Origin of the sequence: Natronomonas aquatica (assembly GCF_024449025.1) — an archaeon.
GTDB classification, from domain to species: Archaea; Halobacteriota; Halobacteria; order Halobacteriales; family Haloarculaceae; genus Natronomonas; species Natronomonas aquatica.
Map to the genome: position 1 here is coordinate 165,841 of NZ_JAHLKM010000003.1, position 19,861 is coordinate 185,701.

Below are 19,861 nucleotides of genomic sequence, written 5' to 3' on the forward strand. Positions count from 1 at the left end.
GAGTCTACGTTTACTGAGTCGTGTCCGGCTCTTAGTGGTGGAGTCTAGCTATACAGACTCGGTCCCGCCCAGTCCGGGGACGGTGATACGCACGGTCGTCCCGTCCGTCGTTTCGAATGCGGCTTCCCCGTTGAGTTCGGCTACGCCCCACTTGAGTTGCCACAACCCCAATCCCCGGCTGTGCTGGAGGTGAGTCTCGGTGCCGGTATCGAGCGCGACGAGTTCGTCCTGCGGGATCCCCGGCCCGTCGTCTCCGACGACGAACGTGTATCCCCCGTCGGATTCGTTGACAGTGACGTTCACGCTCGAGTCGGCGTACGCGATCGCGTTTTCGAGCGCGCTTTTCAGGACGGCTCCGAGGATCCATTCGTCGGTAACCAGCGGAGCACTGACCGATAGCTCGGTCGTCACCCTCACGTCGCTGTCGGCGGTGTCGATCGATTCGAGCGTCCGTTCGAGCACCGTCGCGGGATCGACTTTCGAAAGCCGCCGCTCCCGGGACAGCATCCGGTCGATAGTCCGTGCCCGGTTGCTGATCGTTGCGAGTTCGTCGCTCGACGCCAGGATCTGTTCCGCGTGCTCGCCGGATCGCCGTTCGCGGAGCGCCTCGGCGTGACTCCGTATCACCTCGAGTTGGTTCCGAAGGTTGTGCCGCAGGACTCGGTTAAACACCTCGAGCCGCTGCTCGCGGCGCTTCCGGTCGGAGATGTCCTCGACGATCCCGACGAACTGCCGCCCGCCGCTTTCCAGTTCGACGGGGTAGCCGGTCGCGTTCACCCAGTTGATCTCGTTGTCCGGCGTCCGGACCCGATACTCGAAGGCGTACCTGTCCCGGTGCTCGCCACGCTCGATCTCGTCGATCATCCGCTCGAAGTCGGCTTCGACCGACTCCCGGTCGCGCGGATCGACACCCTCCAGAAACGTCGTCGAATCCGCATAGAGTTCGTCGACCGATCGGCCCCAGATCTCCTCGTAGGCCGGGTTGACGTAGAGCACCTCGGAGAAATCCGGACTCGAGAGGTAGATCACCTCGTCGATCCGTTCAGCGATCAGCCGGAAGCGCTGTTCGCTCTCCCGTACCTCCCGTTCCCGTTCGATGCGGTCGAGCGCGGTAGTGGTGTGTTTGGCGAGCGCGTGTGCGATATCGAGCACAGTATCGTCCGTGGCGACCCCATCGCGCCGCCCGGCCGCGACGAGTCCGTGCTCGCCGAGCGGGAGCAGGACGCCCGTCCGGAGGGGATTTTCGGCCGCGTGTTCGCCGGGGGTGTAACTGGTCACCTCGCCGTTTTCGAAGGCCGAATACTCGTATCGATCGGCCGTCAGTCCCGACACCAGATCCGCATCGTGGACCGGGTCCGTGGCAGCGACGGGATCGAGGCGGCGCTCCGACTCGTCGTGTAGCCAGCCGATCGTCAACGGGAGATCGAGCGTCTCGCTCGCCGTCTCGACGGCAATCTGGACCGCTTCTTCGGGGGTTTCTGCGGTCTGCATCCGTTCTGTCGCGTTCTGGAGCGCTCCGACCGCACGCTCTCGGCGCTTTCGGTCGGTGATCTCCCGGATGCTGGCCAGCACCCGTTCTCTTCCCTGTACGTGTGCGACACGCAGATGCACCTCAACGGGGAAGGAGTCGCCGCCTTTCCGCTGGTTGCGCCACTCGAACAGCTGTGGACCCTCGTTTTGTGCCCGGCGGATCATCTCCTGGGCCGCCTCCACCGAGTACCCCTCGTCGTCGGCGACGATCTTCCCGATCGACTCCCCGACGAGTTCCGAGGGGTCGTAGCCGTTCATCTCACAGAAACGCTCGTTGACGTCGATAATCTCGCCCGTATCCGGGTCGTGGATGATGAGGCCGTCGGCCACGTTCTCGAAGAGTTCGTGATAGGTCCGTTCGAGCCGAGTCCGTTCGGTGATGTCCCGGACGTTCACGAGGACAGCGGGTTCGCCGTCGTGGTCGATCCGGGCGACCGAGAGTTCGACGAGACGGCGCTCTCCGGTTTCCGACTCCAGGCCGATCTCGTATTGGCTCGGGGGCGATTCGCCCCGGAACCGCTTTCCGTACCGCTCTCTGACGAGGTCACGGTCCTCCGGGACCACGAGATCGATGAACTGCCGATCGACGAGTGCTGCCCGATCGTAGCCCGTGATCTCCACGAACCGATCGTTCACGAACACACACCGGCCGTCCCGCACGACGACGATCCCGTCGCTGCTCTGTTCGACCAGCGTCGTGTACCGTTTCCGCTCCCGTTCGATCTCGTCGATGAACTGTTCGAGATCCGTCCGCATCCTGGCCAGCGATTCGCCGACACGGCCCGGGATTTCGGCTTCCAGTACCTCGGCGTCGAACTCCTGCCGGGAGAGGGCCTCGGACTGTTTCGTGATGATCTCGACGTAGTCTTTCGTGTTCCGGAACGCCGATCGGACCGATCCGATCTCGTCGATACGGCCCTCGTCTCTGATCTCTACGCTCAGATCGCCCTCGGAGATGGCGTCCGCCCGGGTCGCCAACCGCCGGAGCGCCCGGATCGGCCCGCGCTGGATGACAACCCCGATGAGCCCGAAGCCGACCAGCATCATCGCGATCAGGATCAGGAGATCGGAGCGGACTTCGGCCGTCAGTGCCAGCGCGGACGACCGTGGCGCTTCCTTGACGACCACCCAATCGACGTCCTCGCTGGGAACGCTGTGATACCCCTTGACCGTCTCGTCGGTCAGGACGGAGCCGTTCAGTTCCGTGTACGGATCGTTCTCGAGGATCAGCGACCCGACGGTCGTGTTCTCTCTGTCCCCTTTGTACCTCGTCATCACGTTGGATTTGTTCTCGTCGAACAGGACGAACGCGGTGAACCCACCCAGAACGACCGTTTCGGTCCGATCGACGACGCTCGTGAATTGCTCGGCGCGTACGTTCGTCCGATACTCGGTGACGATCACGTGCTCGCCGTCGGGTGTCGGGGACGCGATGGCCACCGATGGATCGCCGTCGTCCATGTACACCCACGAGAGGGTCACGTCGTCCTCGCTGTCGAAGTTGTACCCCCGCTCGGGGTTCCAGTCGATGTTCGTCGCCGAGAGCGGTTCCCCCTCGATTTCGGGAGCCGTGCTGGCGACGATGGTCTCGTTGGTCCCCTCCGAGAACGACTCGGGGGTCCGTTCTACGAGCGAGATATGCGCCGTCTCCTCGGGCATCTCCTCCCGTTCCGCGAGGAGCGTCGCCCGTGTCGCCTCGGGGTCGGTCGGGTCGATGCCGCCGTGGTTCGAGAGGATCCGGACCGACGCCTTCTCGCCGTCGATCCACTGGCCCAGCGTCTCTGCCTCGAGTTCCGCGTTCGTCTCGAGTGAGTCCAGCTGCTCCTCGGTGACCCGATCGGAGACCTGCATCCCGACGACGGCGCTGAACGAGACGATGATCAGGACGATCGACACGGAGACGGCAAAGAGCTTCCGTGAGTATCTCGTCCGGAGGGCGTCTGGAAGGTATCGGTCGATACGCATGTGCTATCCCGGCATGAATCACGGGGTCCGGGCTGGGTATCCGGGCCGGTCCATTTCCTTGTTATTGCCCGCGTCGGATACTTAAATCTTCGACACCACTCCGTCGATTCCGTACCCGCTATGGGGGCGTTTGAGCGTGTTTACGGTCACACTCACGTTCGAACGGCTGTATCCCGCCGATCTGTGATCGGCGCCGAAGGCAGACTGCCGACCCCCGCACCGATTCGAGAAAAAGAACTATGTCACAGCGAGGGCGTTGTAAGACGATGATAGAACCCGATCCGCTCGCACGGACGGCCGAACGCCTCCGGGAGGAGGGGACCGATCTCGAGACGTACTTCGAGGAACTGTGTGATCGGATCGAACAGGTCGATCCCGAGCTCAAAGCGTTCGTCCCCGAAGACGACCGACGGGGACGGCTCTCGGGGGCTCTCGATCGGCTCGAGGCGGCCGAGGAGGGAGAGCAGCCGCCGCTTTACGGCGTCCCGGTCGGGGTCAAGGACATCTTCCACGTCGACGGGCTCACCACCCGGGCCGGCAGTGCCGTCCCGCCGGAGCTCTTTCAGGGACCGGAGGCGTCGGTGGTCTCGGGGCTCCGGGACGCCGGCGCGGTCGTCCTCGGCAAGACCGTCACCACGGAATTCGCCGGCGGCTCGCCCGGTCACACCCGAAACCCCCACGATACGGACCACACGCCGGGTGGTTCCTCCAGCGGTTCGGCGGCGGCCGTCGCGGCAGGACTGTGTCCGCTGGCGCTCGGCACCCAGACCGGCGGATCGGTGATCCGTCCCGCCTCCTTCTGTGGGATCGTCGGCTTCAAACCCAGCTTCGGGCGGATCCCAAGAGACGGCGTTTTGCCGCGGTCGGAGACGCTCGATCACCTGGGGCTGTTCACCCAGGACATCGAGGGGATGAAACTGGCCGCGTCTGTCGTCTGTGATGCGTGGGAGCCGACGACGCCCGACGGCGACCCGACACTCGGCGTTCCGGAGGGACCCTACCTCCGGAGCGCGTCCGATCGCGCGCTCGCGAACTTCGAGGCCCGTCTCGAACGCCTCGGGGGGGCCGGCTACGGGATCGAGCGGGTCCGGCTCTTCGAGAACTTCGAGGAGACCGACGAACAGCGGACGCGGGTCCACGAGGCCGAACTGGCGATGAACCACGGGGAGTGGTTCGAGGAGTACGAATCACTCTACCGGGCACTCAGTGCCGAAGAGATCCGGCGGGGACTCGACGTGACGGTCGCGGAACTCCTCGAGGGACGGCGGGCCATCGAACGGCGGCGGCCGACACTCGAGGAGGTCATGACCGACCACGGGATCGACGTCTGGGTCTCGCCGGCCGCCCCCGACACCGCACCAGAGGGTATCACGAGCACGGGGAACCCGGTGATGAACCGGCCCTGGACCGATTCGGGGATGCCGACGGTCACGCTCCCGGCCGGGACGATAGCGGGACTGCCGATGGGCCTGCAGTGTACGACGCGGTTCATGGAGGGCGAGCGGCTGCTGGGGTGGGCCGGCAGGCTCCTCGAGGCGGCCGCCGCCTGACACCGACGCCTGATACTGTCGGCCGGAGGCGTCCGAAGGGCCGGCCGAAACTCTGCAGGTTTCGAACGGGACACGGACCCCCGGAGCATAGTTTTATAAGACCGTGTTCGGATTTCAGTAGTGGCGACTATGAGCACGATCCGATCCGTCGAGACCCGACACTGCGACGCTGGATGGCGGAACTACCACTTCCTGCGGATCACGACCGACGACGGCGTGGTCGGCTGGAGCGAATACGACGAACACCTGGGAGCGACCGGACTCACCACGGTGCTCGAGGAGATGGCTCCGACGCTGATCGACGAACCCGTCGAGGCGACAGAGCGGATCCGCGCCAAGCTCGTCGGGAAGGCGCGTCAGTCCTTTACCGGCGTCATGGCGATGGCGCTGGGAACCATCGAGAATGCGCTTCTCGACGCGAAGGCGAAAGAACTCGGCGTCCCCTGTTTCGACCTCCTGGGCGGCGCGGTCCGCGAGGAGATCCCTGTCTACTGGTCGCACTGTGGCAGCTACCGAATCAGCCGCCCGGAGTTCTACGAGCCGGTCGAGACCCTCGAGGACGTCACGGCCCTCGGCGAAGAGGTGCGCGACAGCCAGTTCTCGGCGCTGAAGACGAACATCTTCGATTTCAGCGGCGACGAACCGACGTACTGGGCCCCGGGGTTCGGACAGCCCTTCCATCCCTCCCTGACCATCGAGGATTCCCAGATCCGGGAGCTCAGACGCTACCTCAAGGCGCTCCGGGAAGGGACCGGACCGGAGGTCGACATCCTCCTCGATCTGAACTACAACGCCAAGCCGGAGGGTTATATCCGGATCCTGCAGGAGCTGGCCGACTTCGATCTCTTTTGGGTCGAGATCGACTCGCCGAACGCGGCGGCGCTCGCGGACATCAGAAGCGAGAGCCCACACCCGATCAGCTCCTGTGAGACGCTCGTCCCACACGAATCCTTCGTCCCGTACCTGGAGCAACAGGCGATGGACGTGGTGATCATCGACGCGCTCTGGAACGGCATCTTCCAGTCGACGAAGATCGCGTCTATGGCCGACGCCCACCAGCTCCACGTGGCCCCACACAACTACTACGGCCATCTGGCCACGTTTATGAACGCCCACCTGGCGGCCGCGGTTCCCAACCTGCGCATCATGGAGACGGACATCGACCGCATCCCGTGGGACGACGAACTGTTCAGCGCCACTCCCGAATACCGTGACGGAAAACTCCAGCTCCCGGACGAGCCGGGCTGGGGCTGTGAACCCGACGAGGCGGCGCTCGAGCGGCATCCACCGAAAGACGCCGACGATCTCGACATCGAGGCCTGACTCCGGCCGGGATCGATTCTCCCGGTCGCCTCCCGACCGTCCCCCTCTCGACGCCGGATTGATGTCGCTGGCCACCAACTTACCCGTATGTCTGACTCGGCGGCGACGGCGTTCGATCTCGGCTTCGGGAGCCTCGGGGCGGAAGTCTCCGATCGGACGCTCTCAGTCGAAGGGACCGTCCCGGGGTGGCTCTCGGGGGCGTTGATCCGCAACGGCCCGGGAAAGTTCGAGTTCGGCGGTCGCCGGGTGTCCCACTGGTTCGACGGCCTCGCGCTCCTCCGGCGCTACGGGTTCGACGACGGGATCGTCACCTACACCAGCCGGTTCCTCCGTACCGAGGCCTACAGGAACGCGACCGAGGGGTCGGGGGCGAAGGCGGGCGAGTTCGCGACCGACGCCGGCCCGCTCCGGACCGCTTTACGCTGGCTCCGGTCGTTCGGCCCGCCGGAGCCGACCGACAACGCCAACGTCCACGTCGCACGGTTCGGGGACCACTGCGTGGCCCTGACGGAAGCCCCCCGGCGGGTCGCCTTCGATCCGGAAACCCTGGAAACGCGGGGGGAGTTCCGCTGGACCGACGACCTCACCGAACACCTGACGACGGCACACGTCCGCGTCGATCCGCATCGCGGCGAGACGATCGGCTACAGCACCGAACTCGGTCGCTCGCCGGCGTATCACCTCTATAGGATCCCGGACGGGCAGGCGGGCCGGGAGCCGATCGCTTCGGTTCCCGCCGTCGGCCCGGGCTACGTCCACGACTGTTCGATCACGGCATCCTACGTCGTGTTGGTCGAAACGCCGCTGCGGATCGCCCTCCTCCGGGCGTTGCTGCCGGGGTCCGAAGGGCTGCTCGGAATGCTCGAGTACGACGGGGAACGGCGGAGCCGGTTCGTCGTCGTCGACCGCGACTCCGGTACTGTCGTCGCCGAGCCACGCGTTCCACCCTTCTTTACGTTCCATCACGTCAACGCCTACGAATCCGACGGCGAGATCGTCGTTGATCTCGTCGCCTTCGAGGACGACGGTATCCTCGAGGCGATGTCCTTCGATTCGCTCTCCGGCGGCGCCTTCGACGGTGCGCCGGACGGACGGCTCGATCGGTACCGTCTCGACCTCGAGTCCGAAACCGCGAGCCGATCCCGCCGATACGACGGCGGCCTGGAGTTGCCGACCGTCCCGCGCGCCGTCCGCGGCCGGCCCTACCGGTACGCCTACGCGCAGGCGACGGACCGATCGGGGGCCAACGGCCTCGTGAAGGTCGACGTCGAACGGGAGACGGCGACCGAGTGGTGGGAACGCGGCGTCTACGTCGAGGAACCGCGAATGGTACGACGCCCCGGCGGAACCGACGAGGACGACGGCGTCGTGCTCGCGCCGGCGCTGGATACGAAACGCGAGCGGTCGGTACTGTTGATTTTCGACGCCGAAACGCTGACCGAACTGGCGCGTGCGCCGCTGCCACACGCCGTTCCCTTCGGATTCCACGGACGGTTCTTCCCGGCCCAGTGAACCCTGGTCCGCCCTCACCGTTCGTACAGTCGGCTCCCGTCGTAGGGGCAGTACTCGAAATCGGGGTTCCGCGTCGAAAAGTCACAGCGGGAGCACTCGAATACTGGCTTTTCGCCCCGTCCAGTCTCGGGCTTTCGATCCGAAAACAGGAACGGGACGAACGGCACGACGAGGAAAAACAGGAGCGAGCCGGTGTGATAATACAAAAGCACACTCGCCGCGAGACTCGCCGCGCCGACGACGAGCGCCGTCGCCGTCCGGGAACCCACCATCGATCGAGACTACGGGACCGAAGGGATTGGGCGTTTCGAAGTGTCGGCGGTTACTTTCCTTCGAACTCCGGCTCCTCGTCGTTGGTGAAGGCCGTGATCCCTTCAGTGAGGTCGTCGGTGTTCATGAGGTGGCCGAACGCCTGGGCCTCCAGATCGAGGCCGGCGTCGATGTCCTCCCAGCCGCGCAACATCGCACGCTTCGTGAGGCGCTGGGCGATCGGCGGCCCGGCGGCGATCTCGGCGGCGAACTCGTGGACGCGCTCCTCGAAGGCGTCGTTCCCGACGACCTCGATGAGGACGCCGTAGTCGGACATCGTCTCCGGATCGTACCGGTCGGCGGTGAAGATGATCTCCTTTGCGCGACCGAAACCGACGATCCGCATCAGCCGCTGGGTCCCGCCCCATCCCGGGAGGAGGCCGAGATCGTGCTCCGGGAAACCCAGCTCCGAGCGTTCCGAGGCGATCCGGAAATCACACGCGAGAGCGAGTTCGAGACCACCGCCCAGCGCGAAGCCGTCGATGCCGGCCACGACGGGGGTGTCGCACTCCTCGAGTTTGCCGAACGTCTCCTGGCCCTTCCGGGAGAGATCGATCGCATCGAGAGGGTCCGTTCCGCCAGCCATCGCGGTCACGTCAGCCCCGGCGGAGAAGGCCCGCCCCTTGCCGGTGACGAGGATCGTCCGGACCGCCTCGTCGGCCTCGAGCCGATCGATAGCCACGGCGAGTTCATCCAGCAGGTCGGCGTTGATCGTGTTCATCCGGGCCTCCCGATCGAGGACGATCTGGCCGACGTCGTCGCCGGGATACCGGAGTTCGATGTCGGTGAACGTGACGTCCCCGTCGTCGTCATCCTCGTGGAACCCTCCCGCGTCGGCGGCCTCCCGAAGCCCCTCCGAGACCTCGAATCGGGGATGGCCGCTCTCCTCGTGGAGATCCTCAAGCGTCCCGACGAGTTCCTCGAGACCGGCGTCGTCGGCCATCTTCGCCGGGCCCTCGGGGAAGCCGGCGCCGAGGGCGACCGCCTCGTCGATGGCGTCAGGATCTGATACGTTGTCGCCGACGAGGTTGCCGACCTCGTTGGCCATCACGGCCACGAGTCGCGTCTCGATCGCCTCGCTGCCGGCGTCGGCTGGGATCTCGGCGCCGTCGCCGTCCTCGTAGTCGTAGAACCCCTTGCCGGTCTTTTTGCCGTAGTGTTCGGCCTCGATCGTCTCCTCCAGCAGGGGGGCGGGCTCGTAGGCCTCGCCGAGCACCTCGTTCATGTACTCGAGGACGTGGAGGGTCACGTCGTTGCCGACCTGATCGCCCAACTCGAAGACGCCCATCGGCAGACCCATGTCGAACTTCGTCGTCGAGTCGACCTCCTCGATCGTGGCGGCGTCCTCGGAGACGATCCAGCACGCCTCGTTCATCAGCGGGACGAGGATCCGGTTGACGATGAACCCGGGCGAGTCCTTCCGGACGCGGACCGGTGTCTTGCCGAGGTCCTCGGCGAGCGCCTCGGTCACCGCGAGCGTTTCCTCGGCGGTGTGGCCGCCGGAGATGACCTCGACCAGTTGCATCCGGACCGGCGGATTGAAGAAGTGCATCCCGCAGAACTGCTCGGGGCGTTCGGTCTCCTCCGAGAGTTCGGTGATCGAAAGCGAGGAGGTGTTGGTGGCGATTATCGCGTCCTCCGGGAGGTACTGCTCGACGTCGCCGTAGACGTCCTTTTTGATCTCCATCTTCTCGGGGACGGCCTCGATGACGAAGTCGGCGTCGGCGACAGCGTCCTCGATACCGACGTACGGCGTCACGTTATCGAGTGCAGCCCCGGCCTCCTCGTCGGTTATCTGCCCCTGTTCGGCCAGTTTCTTTAGAGACCACTCGATCTCCTCGTAGCCGTCCTGGACGAACTCCTCTTTGATGTCCCGCATGTTGACGGTGTATCCGGCGAGGGCGGCGACCTCCGAGATGCCGTGGCCCATGTTACCGGCCCCCAGCACCGCGACGGTCTCGATGTCGTCGATTTCCATTGTTAGCGTCCTAATACACCCACGGAATCCGTTTCAACGTTTCCCTCTCGGCGTACGCCGGCCGAGATCCGCGTTGAAATGCTGATTCGGGGGTGAATGACGGGACGCGAACGGGGCGGATCGCCGTCGTCACGCTCGTCCGTAGACGCGACAGTTTAAACGATGTTTTCTATTTCAACGAGTTTACTGTGAAATGTTACTTCATACAGTTCAGTGTCGAACGACCCGATCCGACCGATCGAACCGAAGCAGGTTTACCAGCTCTCGGCCCCTAGAGAACCCAATGAATGGCCTGGTACGGGGGGACTTCATCCGCGCGGCGACGTTCTTTACGCTGGCGTTCGGGTGTATGTCGATCGGTGGCTTCCTGATCGGTACGCCCCGGATCGGTGTCCGGTGGGGGCTCGGCCTCGGCGCCGCCTTCGCCGTCTTCGCGTATTTTTTCCTTGAGCCGACGGCCGAAGATCCCGATCCGCCCCGCGATCCGTAGCCACATTTAAACTGGCCAGGAACTAACGGACGGGTATGAAGATCTACACCGGTCGCGGCGACGAGGGAATGACGGACCTTCGGGACATGTCACGGGTCTCGAAGACCAGCCCGCGGATCGAGGCCTACGGGACCGTCGACGAGGTCAACAGTCTCGTCGGGATGGTCCGTCCGTCGGGGTACGATGACCTCGACGAAAAACTCGAAGCGATACAGAACCACCTCCACATCATCCAGGCGGATTTCGCCAGCCCCGACAAGGACGACCCGGACACCCCCCACATCGAGGACCACCACGTTGCGAAACTCGAAGACTGGATGGATACCTTCGACGAGGAACTCGATCCGCTGCAGAGTTTCATCCTTCCCGGCGGCTCTCGCCCGGGGGCGAAACTGCACCACGCCCGGTCGGTCTGTCGACGCGCCGAACGCCGGGCGGTCGCTCTGGCGGCCGACGAACCGGTCAACGACGCCTCGGTGGCGTATCTCAACCGGCTCTCGGATGCGCTCTTCGTTTTCGCCCGCCTCGTGAACAAACGCGAAGGCGTCCGGGAGTCCTCGCCGGAGTATTGAACCGGCGACCGCGTCACGCTCCAGTCCTTTTAAGCCCCGTCCGATCGACTGAAACGAGTATGCAACAGGCAGACGTCGCGATCGTCGGCGGCGGCCCGGCCGGTTCCGCCGCGGGACAGGCGGCCGCCAGCCAGGGGGCCGACGCCGTCGTCGTAGAGAAGGGCGTTCCGCGTGCCGATCGCGACGGCCCCGGCCCCGACTCGACCGACGCCGCCGGGATCCTCGATTACTGGGTCGATATCATGGATCTCGGCGAGCCGATCCCCGAGCGCGTCAAACACAGAGACCTCACAGCGGCCGAGTTCGTCGGCCCGACGGAGGCGCTCGAGTTGACCGACACCGGGATCGACGCGTCGTATCCGAACTTCGGCTTTACCATGCATCGGGCCCGCTTGGACGACTGGCTCCGCGAGCGGGCCGAAAACGCCGGCGCCGAGTACCGCGTCGGGACCGCGGTCGCGGACCTCGAATCCGACCTGACCGGCGTTCCGTCCCACACGCTGACGCTCCGGGACGGAACCGAGATCGAAGCCGAGTATTTGATCCTCGCCGACGGGCCACAGCGAACAGTTACCGGTCAGATCCTCGATCGGTGGCTCTCGTCGGATCTGGTGGATCAACTCGCCTCCCGGAAGACGAACCACATCGCCTACCAGGAGTACCGGCGGCTGCCAGAGGAGCTGTTCGAGAGCGACCGGATCAAGTTCTGGTGGGGATACATGCCGGGCCACACCGCCTACCCGTGGATCTTCCCAAACGACGGGACGGTCGCCCGGATCGGCCTGACGATGCCGATCGGGCTGGATCTCGAGGAAATCGAGAACCGCGAGGACTACCGACTGCTGGAGCCGACCGACGAACGGATCCCACAGGGATCGACGTACATCGAACGGCTCCTCGATCGGTTGTATCCCGACTACGACCTCGACGACTTCCCGATCGTAAGCGATCGGGGGAAATCCGGCGGTACCGAGACGTATCCGATCTCCTCAACCCGCCCGATCGAGTCTCCGACCGAGGCGAACGTCGCGATCGTCGGCGGCGCGATGGGGGCGACTTCCGCGTTCCACGAAGGCGGCGACCACGTCGCGATCCGAACTGGCTCGATTGCCGGCCGGCTCGCGGCGCTCGGGGCGTTGCGGGCGTACAACACCGAATGGCATCGGGCGATCGGAGACGAGATCCGCCGCAACTGTGTCTTCGCGGATATGGTTCGGGGCTACCAGCCGGACGACTGGGATCGGCTGTTCGGTCTGGTCAGCGATATCAAAGCCGACGGGCGGTTCAGCACCCACGACGCGGTATATCGGGGGTTCTACGGGGCGAAACTGTATGGCGAATACCGCTGGCGGAAGTTCGGCTATCGGAACGGTCGGTACTCACAGGTCCGCGAGGACGACTACGCGGTCTGACGGCGTCGGGACCCAACCGAGTGCAGCACCGTGATCGTCGAAGCCGAAAGAGGATTACACCCGGACAACGTAGGTTCGCCCGCGCACCGTCAGTCCCCGACCGAGCAGCCCGCCCGGGCAGCGATGACCGCTCGGAGAACCCAGGTGTGCGATATCTGCCTCGCCGGGTATACCGGCTGGCACCGTCGGCCTATCGCCGACAGCCGCAGTGGTTCAGACCGCTTCGGCATTCGGTGATGCGCAGCATCACCCGCCCGGCACGAGGGTTAGCCGACCGACCACGGCACACCGCCTGGAGTGAGGTCGGACGTTAGTGTTCCGGGCGTACATTTCGGATATCCGTTAACGGAGGGTACTGACTCTGTGCCGAACTGTAAACGTTGGTGGTCCGAATCAATATGATTCGATGGTCTATCGGCCAAACGCTTATTCGACGCGTCCCGTTACTCTTAGATAGCATGGCCAGTTCGACGAGAGACGGGGCGGATCACGCCGATGAGATACGCCTGTGGCGCGAAGACGACTGGTGGATCGCCAAGGATGTCGATACTGGTGTCACGACACAGGGACCGTCCCGAGTGGCTGCACTAGAGAACCTCGACGAAGCGATCGCGCTCTACAACGACGAAATCGGGAAGGAACCGACCGACGAGGAACTTCGTGAGATGGGGATAGATCCCACAGACAACACGACTGGAGATCAGGAACCGCCGGACGTGATCAAGTAGTCGATGGCGAGGAGAACATTCTCCGGTCGAGAGGTGGTGAAAGTGCTGGTGAACGTCGGTGGCTTCGAATGGCGACGGACGACTGGCGACCATGCACAACTCTACTACGAACACCCCACGAACGAGGACGACCGAAGACGAGTCACGATTCCGTTACACGACGAACTTCGGACGGGAACGCTACGTGACATCGCCGACAGCGCTGGAGCCAACGACTTCGGCGCATTCTGTGAGTGGATCGACCGCCACGCGTAAACAGAGAGACCGCACAGGATGACACCCGAAGACCGTACCACCGAACGCTCTCCTGTCCACGACGTGTCGGACGCCATCTGTCGAGAATTCGTGTTGGGGGTCTCCAAGGCTGATCGGGACGAACACCGCGATATTTACGACGCCCTCGAAAACGAATAGCGTCCTCACGCCCGTCTGTTCTCGATTCATAGAACCGTGAGTTTCACTTTCGCCGAGCCTACTAGTAGATTTTCGCCCGGTAGTGTTCCGGGCGTACATTTTAAATGGATTACTAGAATTATTTATAAATAATATGTATAGCATAGGCTACAATCTTTTCTCGAGGTCGGTTTTCCCGAAGTAAGCTGGTATACTACTGTAAGGCTGGAAAATTGCTGCTGATGAAGAGCATAAAGCGATGACTGCTGGGTTGCTTTTCCCCCATGGTGATCGGTTCGTATCGGAATCAAAATACGCTTCGTGGTATCAACATTTGCAATCTCCTGGGCCACAGACGGACGCGAGAGAGCATCCGGGGAAGCCTTTAGTACATCTAATACAAAACAGTACATACATATGCCAATCAGTGCTGATCGGTTCAACGAGATCGATAACGACGAGGGACAACCAAGACCCGAGACGAATGCTGCCAGGATACTCGAATTTCTCGAAGAGCATGCACACGAGGCGTTCACTCAAACTGAGATCGCAGAGGCGACCAAGGTCAAGCGTGGCTCGGTCGGACCGACGCTGGTGCGGCTTCGGGAACGCGGGCGAGTAGACCACAGAGGACAGTACTGGCGAATCAGTGATCACGATCGGAGCGTCGACGCTGCAACGATTCATGCGAGTGAAGTCGCAGCAAGTCACGAAGAAGCACCGTTCGAGTACGACGAGTGGCAGCAGTACGCGGCCGATCCGCGTGAACAGCGTGAGTGACTCCTATCAGAAGGGGGATGTCTTCTGGGCTCCCGATCCCTTCAGACAGGGATCGAATCCTCGACTCTGGTTAATTCTGGCCGCAGAGCAGCTACCGTATCCCGGCGAGGAGTACGTTTGTGCTGCACTCACGACGAGCGACCTTCCGGCAAACCACGAGGTCGGAGATGCGTGGATTACAGGCCGAAACCCCGATAAGACATCATACTGTTCTCCATGGATTATTGGAACGGTCAAACACCGTGCCGTAGCGAATCCACAGGGACGCATCACGACGGAGTTCACCGATCAAATAATTACTCAGAGTAAAGCGGTTCTTGACGGGTCTTGGGAGCTGACGGAGTAGATCAGGACACCGTGTGCTCGACTCATTATACTTCCACCGAGCCTACTAGTAGGTTTTCGCCCGGTAGTGTTCCGGGCGTATATCCCGAATTATCGTAGATACGTCTCTATTTGATCAACAACGGTATCGACAAACTCGCTCGTAACACGACCTTGCCATGCAACCAGATCCTCGACCCGTGGCGAGTGGACCGCCCACGGAGAGACGAACGACTCGCGGGGTACACCTCTAACTTCCCAGACATCCGTTTCAAGCGCGAGTGAGCGGTCGTACTCTTTCGTCGTAACAGCAACTGCGAGGAACTGTTCGTCACCGAATGGGTGTGAGTCGTTGTTTACGATAAGCCACGGCCGCTGTCGATTTTCACCCAGTTTGAACGGGTCCGAACTCCGAACGACATCTCCACGATCCGCTTGCATCTATCTTGATTCAGCGAGAGAATCCCGCCCTTCCCGTGAGAGACGAGTGTTCCGACACCCTGTCGGAACCGAGGACCGAACAGGGCGGGAGGGAATCGCGTCAACTCCGGTGATATTCCGACACTGTTTCTGCTGGCTGGATATTCCACGCCAGTCGCAGCGATTAAGTTACTCTACTGTCATAGTCTATGTATGGTGAATCTGGTCACAACACGCACCATCACCGCGTCACTCACCAACAACCGTGAGGGTGTGGTTCGTGACCTCGATTCACTCGCTCGTTCCGGCAGTAAAATCTGGAATGTAGCTCGGTGGACTATCAGCCGCATCTGGGACCACACCGGAGAAATCCCAGACGGAGGTCCGTTAAAATCCTACATGAAAAACCAACAGTGCTGGAAAGACTTGAACTCGCAGTCAAGTCAGGCAATCGTCGAAGAATTGTCTGGCGCTTTCCAGTCATGGTTCGAACAGGATGACCCAGACGCTAACCCACCGGGATACCGCAAAGACGGCGATAAACGACCACGTAGCACGGTCACGTTCAAAGAAGACGGCTTCAAACTCGATACAAAACACCAGCAGGTCCGACTGTCGAAAGGCAAGAACCTGAAAGACGGGTGGGCCGACTTCGTTCTCTGCGAATACGAAACTGCCCCGGACGTATCCCTCACCAATGTAGAAGACGTACAGCAAGTCCGCATCGTCTGGAACGGCGACCAGTGGGAACTGCACTTCGTCTGTAAAATCAGCATTAACGCAGAGGACTCGGCTAGTGAGAAGACGGCAGGTGTTGACCTCGGCATCTGCAACACGGCGGCTGTCTCTGTCGGTGACCACACGCTGTTGTATCCGGGCAACAGTTTGAAACAAGACGCCCACTACTTTCGGCAGAAAGAGTATGACGCGGAAGGGGAGAACGGCCCCAGCAACCATGCTGAATGGGCACGCCGGAAGAAATCCCGGCGACAAGAGCATTTCCTGCACGCTCTCTCGAAAGACATTGTTGAGCAGTGTGCTGACCGAAATGTTGGAACGATAGCGGTTGGCCATCCGAAAAACATCCGCGAACATGAAGACTGGGGCAGGCACGGCAACAAGCGCCTGCACGACTGGGCGTTTGAAACCCTGCTCAGTCACATCGAGTACAAGGCTGAAGAACGTGGAATTGAGGTTGAGCGGGTTGATGAGTACGAGTTGGCTACGTCGATAACGTGCTGTGAGTGTGGCATGAAAGCCGATTCAAACCGCGTTGAACGTGGCTTGTACGTCTGCGACGAGTGTGAACTGGTTGTGAATAGTGACCTGAACGCGGCTGAGAATATGCGTGCGACGGTAACTCCGAGTCCCTCTGTGGATAGGAGTAACGGCTGTCTGGCCCAGCCATCGGTCCGCCTGTTCGATACATCGACGGGGAGAATAGCCCCACAAGAACAGGTGCGACCGTAGACCGGTAAATATCCCAACGCTGCGGTGCGGTTCGGGAAGCCCCGTCGTTCACGACGGGGAGGAGGTCACGCGTCCCGCTCGCTGGGATGAGGGTCGTCCGGAGTGACGGCGTCCCATTCGTCCGGATCGATACCTCCGTCCTCGTCGTCAAGCTGCTCCGTCGCAGTGTGGAGGTCATACGCGTCCCTCACTCGGTCCAGATTATCAGTTATAGCCCAGTACTCTCCCTTATGCCGGACGAGACCACGCTGCTTCAGTCGAGAGAGGGCTGTCCCGACCGTGTTCGAGTCTTCTTCGATCCCGGAGGCGACCTCCGAGCGGGTGAATGCCCTATCCCGATTCGTAAACAAATAAGCGAGTACCTGCTCGGGGACACTTGGACCACTCGGAAGCTCCCCTGTTTCGAATTCTTCGATACGAACGGGCATATGTAGTACTTAGCGTGCTGACGTAATTAATGTACTGCTGTACCGAACTCCGCGGTGACTGATCCGGATAGAGTGTATGTTCACTTTCACCGAACCTACTAGTAGCTTCTCGCCCGGTAGTGTTTCGGGCGTACATTTGACCGCTTCGAGCGCTTGCTTTGCACGCCGTCCGCTTGGGAATCTCCGGCCAAACACTCAAGAATCGCGTACACATATCTCAGGTATGGCGACGATAGAGATCGACGACGACGTTTACGACGCGTTACAGCTCCCCGAGGGGGAGCGGTCGTCCGCGATGAAGCGGGAGTTGGCGGTCTCGCTGTACGCCCGTGACATTCTCTCCTTCGGGAAGGCACGTGCGTTGGCGGAACTGTCAAAACGGGAGTTCCAAGAACTCCTCGGCGACCGCAAAATCCCTCGTCACTACGGCGAACAGGAACTCGAAGAAGACCTTGACTATGCCGAGTAGCGGACTCGTTGTCTCGGACACCTCGCCCCTTCTGAACCTCGCACTTATCGAACGGCTCGACCTTCTCCGAACACAGTTCGACGACGTTACCGTCCCCCACCGCGTCTGGGACGAACTCGCCGAACGAGAGGCAGGTCTAGAAGCACTCCGGGAGTTACGAGACAACGATTTATTGAGCATCGTCGAGGTGGAGCACTCGGATCTATTCGTCGAAATATTCCACGAACTCGACCTCGGGGAGACGGCAGCGATCTGCTATGCAGTCGAACACGATGCCGATCTCGTTTTGCTCGACGAACGGGACGGACGGCGCGTCGCCCGCCGTCACGACTTGGAGATTACCGGCGTCATCGGCATTCTACTCCGTGGGGCGAAAGTCGGAGAAGTAGACTTGGAGCGCGAACTTGATGCCCTCCGCGAGGTCGGGTTTTGGATTTCTGACGACCTCTACGCACGCGCTCTCTCAGAGGCGAGAGAGTAGCTCCTTCCTCTCCAGCGGATGGCTGTCAAGTCCCCGTTTCACTTCCACCGAGCCTACTAGTAGCTTTTCGCCCGGTAGTGTTCCGGACGTATATTTCATTCATCGGTAGCATCAGCAGTACGTTTTTGCGGGAGTAGCAGCAACGTGTAGGTATGTCTGAGGGAGGATCTCGGCGGATCGCACGCGATCTTATGAGCGAACCGCACATGCGTGACTGCCGAATCAGCGTCCGTCAGGTGTACGCCCTCGTCGAAGAACGGGGTGAAAACCCCGAAGCGGTTGCTGATCGGTACGATCTCGACGTAGCTGACGTGTATCACGCGCTGGCTTACTATCACGATCACCCACGTGAGATGCATACCGTAGAGCAAGAACGCGAAGGCGCCATGGAAGACTTCCGCGAGTCAATCGATCGTCCCGAAGGCGTCGATCCGGACGCCGCCTGAGATGAGCGGGTTGCGCTTTTTGTTGGACGAGGACGTCGACCCGAAGACGGCAACGTATTTGAGGAACGAAAGGCTCCACGCTGAGCACGCCCGTAATGCGTTCTGGCAGGGAGGCGACGACAACCGGATATCCTTCCGTATGCCCGAGAACACGAACTGATAATGTTAAACCGAATAAACGAGACGGGAGAGTAGTGTCATCCCCTAAACAGTCGAACAACTTCGTCGCTGACATCTGTCTTGACAGCGACTAGGTACCGATAGCCAGGTTCCAGCACCATTTCCGGGCCCGGAAGTTGATTGCTATCCCGTCCTGCGACGACGACTGCCCCGCGTGGGAAAGCCACTTCGCTGAGTTTCCGGTCGGCAACCGGGGCCTCTTCGGCCACAGTGAGTTCAAGCACTGTGAGGTCTCCGGTGACCTCTTCGATCATCTGGACGCCGCCGCCTGCGACATGCATGATCTCGTTGGTCGCCGCATGGGCCGCCAACTGCTCCGGGTAGACAACCCGATCGACGAGCCCGGCGTACTCCGCTTTGTCACCGTGGTCGATCCGTGCTACAGTCCCGATATCCGGTTCGATCTCCCTTGCCATCGTACAAATTCCGATATTCGTCATCGCGCCGTACCCGGTCAGCGCCGCGATAACATCGCTGCGGCCGAGGCCAGCTTGCTGTAGGATCGATCGCCGTCCACCGTCGCCCTGGATGATAGTGGCGTCGTACTGGTCACTCAAAAACTCCACCCGGGCTGGATCCTTCTCAACAATAACCACGTCGTGGCCGCGTTCGGAGAGATGTCGCGCGGCGTGATAGCCGACATGTTGTCCTCCGACGATCACGACCCGTAGGTCCGCGTTCATTCGAACATCTCCGGCATACAGGTAATTGTAGGTTTCGACCGTTTGAATGTCTTGTAGTGAGTCCCACGGCGACCGTTTTTATACCGTACAGGGGCAGTCCACGTGATCAGCCTCCTCGTCAGCATCTCCCCGTTTCTACTGATTCCGGAGTTCGAGGGCACAGTTCTGTCTCGATGTTTAGACGGTATTGTTTCTGATCTGATGGAGCCAAATTGATACGTCTACGCTCGTTTTATCCTGTACGCTCTTGGGATGAACAGCCTCGTAATACCAGATCGATGGGGAGGGTATGAGTAGTCACGATCAACGGGAACCGGAGGCTGAGTGTAGCTTCAGATTTGTACTCACTAGCTTAAGCTCTCTGAGCGCGTATCTACAGCAATGGGACGAAAACAGCACGTTGTCAATCTCTCTGCTG

Annotated in this window: 22 protein-coding genes; 16 read left to right on the top strand and 6 right to left on the bottom strand. The window is 61.7% G+C overall.

Annotated elements, in window-relative coordinates; all coding sequences use genetic code 11:
- Positions 1-48 precede the first annotated feature (48 nt).
- A complete protein-coding gene (locus KM295_RS04730; RefSeq protein ID WP_256028731.1) occupies positions 49-3,495 on the bottom strand; it encodes a PAS domain S-box protein in 3,447 nt (1,148 codons plus the stop codon).
- A gap of 266 nt (positions 3,496-3,761) precedes the next feature.
- Here KM295_RS04730 and KM295_RS04735 point away from each other — a divergent pair, with 266 nt between their 5' ends.
- The 3 genes from KM295_RS04735 (at position 3,762) to KM295_RS04745 (ending at position 7,880) form a co-directional block, all read left to right on the top strand.
- Positions 3,762-5,045, top strand: coding sequence for an amidase (locus KM295_RS04735; protein WP_256028732.1), 1,284 nt, complete (start codon positions 3,762-3,764; stop codon positions 5,043-5,045).
- Positions 5,046-5,174: 129 nt separating this feature from the next.
- A complete protein-coding gene (locus tag KM295_RS04740; protein WP_256028755.1) occupies positions 5,175-6,368 on the top strand; it encodes a mandelate racemase/muconate lactonizing enzyme family protein in 1,194 nt (397 codons plus the stop codon).
- Positions 6,369-6,455: 87 nt separating this feature from the next.
- Positions 6,456-7,880 (top strand): carotenoid oxygenase family protein, encoded by a 1,425-nt coding sequence (locus KM295_RS04745; protein WP_256028733.1) that lies wholly within the window; start codon positions 6,456-6,458, stop codon positions 7,878-7,880.
- A 14-nt stretch (positions 7,881-7,894) separates the two neighbouring features.
- On the opposite strand, the gene KM295_RS04750 is transcribed toward KM295_RS04745, so the two are convergent.
- Positions 7,895-8,152: a hypothetical protein gene (locus KM295_RS04750; protein WP_256028734.1), complete on the bottom strand. Its 258-nt coding sequence runs from the start codon at positions 8,150-8,152 to the stop codon at positions 7,895-7,897.
- 50 nt (positions 8,153-8,202) lie between these two features.
- On the bottom strand, positions 8,203-10,167 hold the full coding sequence (locus tag KM295_RS04755) for a 3-hydroxyacyl-CoA dehydrogenase/enoyl-CoA hydratase family protein (protein ID WP_256028735.1): 1,965 nt from the start codon (positions 10,165-10,167) through the stop codon (positions 8,203-8,205).
- A gap of 283 nt (positions 10,168-10,450) precedes the next feature.
- Here KM295_RS04755 and KM295_RS04760 point away from each other — a divergent pair, with 283 nt between their 5' ends.
- From KM295_RS04760 to KM295_RS04795, 8 genes are all read left to right on the top strand, one after another.
- Positions 10,451-10,657 carry a hypothetical protein gene (locus KM295_RS04760; RefSeq protein ID WP_256028736.1) on the top strand — a complete coding sequence of 69 codons (207 nt, stop codon included), beginning with the start codon at positions 10,451-10,453 and terminating at the stop codon, positions 10,655-10,657.
- 35 nt (positions 10,658-10,692) lie between these two features.
- On the top strand, positions 10,693-11,229 hold the full coding sequence (locus KM295_RS04765; protein ID WP_256028737.1) for a cob(I)yrinic acid a,c-diamide adenosyltransferase: 537 nt from the start codon (positions 10,693-10,695) through the stop codon (positions 11,227-11,229).
- Positions 11,230-11,288: 59 nt separating this feature from the next.
- The gene (locus tag KM295_RS04770) at positions 11,289-12,641 is read left to right on the top strand and encodes an NAD(P)/FAD-dependent oxidoreductase (RefSeq protein WP_256028738.1); all 1,353 of its coding nucleotides are present in this window, start codon (positions 11,289-11,291) and stop codon (positions 12,639-12,641) included.
- Positions 12,642-13,099: 458 nt separating this feature from the next.
- Positions 13,100-13,369 (top strand): type II toxin-antitoxin system HicB family antitoxin, encoded by a 270-nt coding sequence (locus KM295_RS04775; protein ID WP_256028739.1) that lies wholly within the window; start codon positions 13,100-13,102, stop codon positions 13,367-13,369.
- 3 nt (positions 13,370-13,372) lie between these two features.
- Positions 13,373-13,624: a type II toxin-antitoxin system HicA family toxin gene (locus tag KM295_RS04780; RefSeq protein ID WP_256028741.1), complete on the top strand. Its 252-nt coding sequence runs from the start codon at positions 13,373-13,375 to the stop codon at positions 13,622-13,624.
- Between the two features lie 18 nt (positions 13,625-13,642).
- The gene (locus KM295_RS04785) at positions 13,643-13,783 is read left to right on the top strand and encodes a hypothetical protein (RefSeq protein WP_256028742.1); all 141 of its coding nucleotides are present in this window, start codon (positions 13,643-13,645) and stop codon (positions 13,781-13,783) included.
- Between the two features lie 396 nt (positions 13,784-14,179).
- Entirely contained in the window at positions 14,180-14,542 is a 363-nt protein-coding gene (locus tag KM295_RS04790) for a MarR family transcriptional regulator (protein WP_256028743.1), read from the top strand.
- Positions 14,535-14,888: a hypothetical protein gene (locus KM295_RS04795; RefSeq protein ID WP_256028744.1), complete on the top strand. Its 354-nt coding sequence runs from the start codon at positions 14,535-14,537 to the stop codon at positions 14,886-14,888. Before KM295_RS04790 ends, KM295_RS04795 begins: the two co-directional genes overlap by 8 nt.
- Positions 14,889-14,977: 89 nt before the next feature.
- Here KM295_RS04795 and KM295_RS16985 read toward each other — a convergent pair whose 3' ends face one another.
- A complete protein-coding gene (locus KM295_RS16985) occupies positions 14,978-15,307 on the bottom strand; it encodes a hypothetical protein (RefSeq protein ID WP_418904740.1) in 330 nt (109 codons plus the stop codon).
- Positions 15,308-15,499: 192 nt separating this feature from the next.
- Here KM295_RS16985 and KM295_RS04800 point away from each other — a divergent pair, with 192 nt between their 5' ends.
- Positions 15,500-16,756 (top strand): RNA-guided endonuclease InsQ/TnpB family protein, encoded by a 1,257-nt coding sequence (locus tag KM295_RS04800; RefSeq protein ID WP_256028745.1) that lies wholly within the window; start codon positions 15,500-15,502, stop codon positions 16,754-16,756.
- Between the two features lie 65 nt (positions 16,757-16,821).
- Here the strand turns inward: KM295_RS04800 and KM295_RS04805 are convergent, their stop codons facing one another.
- Positions 16,822-17,184, bottom strand: coding sequence for a MarR family transcriptional regulator (locus KM295_RS04805; protein WP_256028746.1), 363 nt, complete (start codon positions 17,182-17,184; stop codon positions 16,822-16,824).
- Between the two features lie 223 nt (positions 17,185-17,407).
- Between KM295_RS04805 and KM295_RS04810 the strand changes: the two genes are divergently transcribed.
- The 4 genes from KM295_RS04810 (at position 17,408) to KM295_RS04825 (ending at position 18,740) form a co-directional block, all read left to right on the top strand.
- Positions 17,408-17,653: a UPF0175 family protein gene (locus KM295_RS04810; protein WP_256028747.1), complete on the top strand. Its 246-nt coding sequence runs from the start codon at positions 17,408-17,410 to the stop codon at positions 17,651-17,653.
- Positions 17,643-18,134: a PIN domain-containing protein gene (locus KM295_RS04815; protein WP_256028748.1), complete on the top strand. Its 492-nt coding sequence runs from the start codon at positions 17,643-17,645 to the stop codon at positions 18,132-18,134. The genes KM295_RS04810 and KM295_RS04815 overlap by 11 nt, the downstream gene beginning before the upstream one ends.
- 152 nt (positions 18,135-18,286) lie before the next feature.
- Positions 18,287-18,580 carry a DUF433 domain-containing protein gene (locus KM295_RS04820; protein ID WP_256028749.1) on the top strand — a complete coding sequence of 98 codons (294 nt, stop codon included), beginning with the start codon at positions 18,287-18,289 and terminating at the stop codon, positions 18,578-18,580.
- Position 18,581: 1 nt separating this feature from the next.
- Positions 18,582-18,740, top strand: a complete 159-nt coding sequence (locus KM295_RS04825) for a hypothetical protein (protein ID WP_256028750.1) — start codon at positions 18,582-18,584, stop codon at positions 18,738-18,740.
- A 37-nt stretch (positions 18,741-18,777) separates the two neighbouring features.
- On the opposite strand, the gene KM295_RS04830 is transcribed toward KM295_RS04825, so the two are convergent.
- Entirely contained in the window at positions 18,778-19,443 is a 666-nt protein-coding gene (locus tag KM295_RS04830) for a potassium channel family protein (protein WP_256028751.1), read from the bottom strand.
- Positions 19,444-19,861 lie beyond the last annotated feature (418 nt).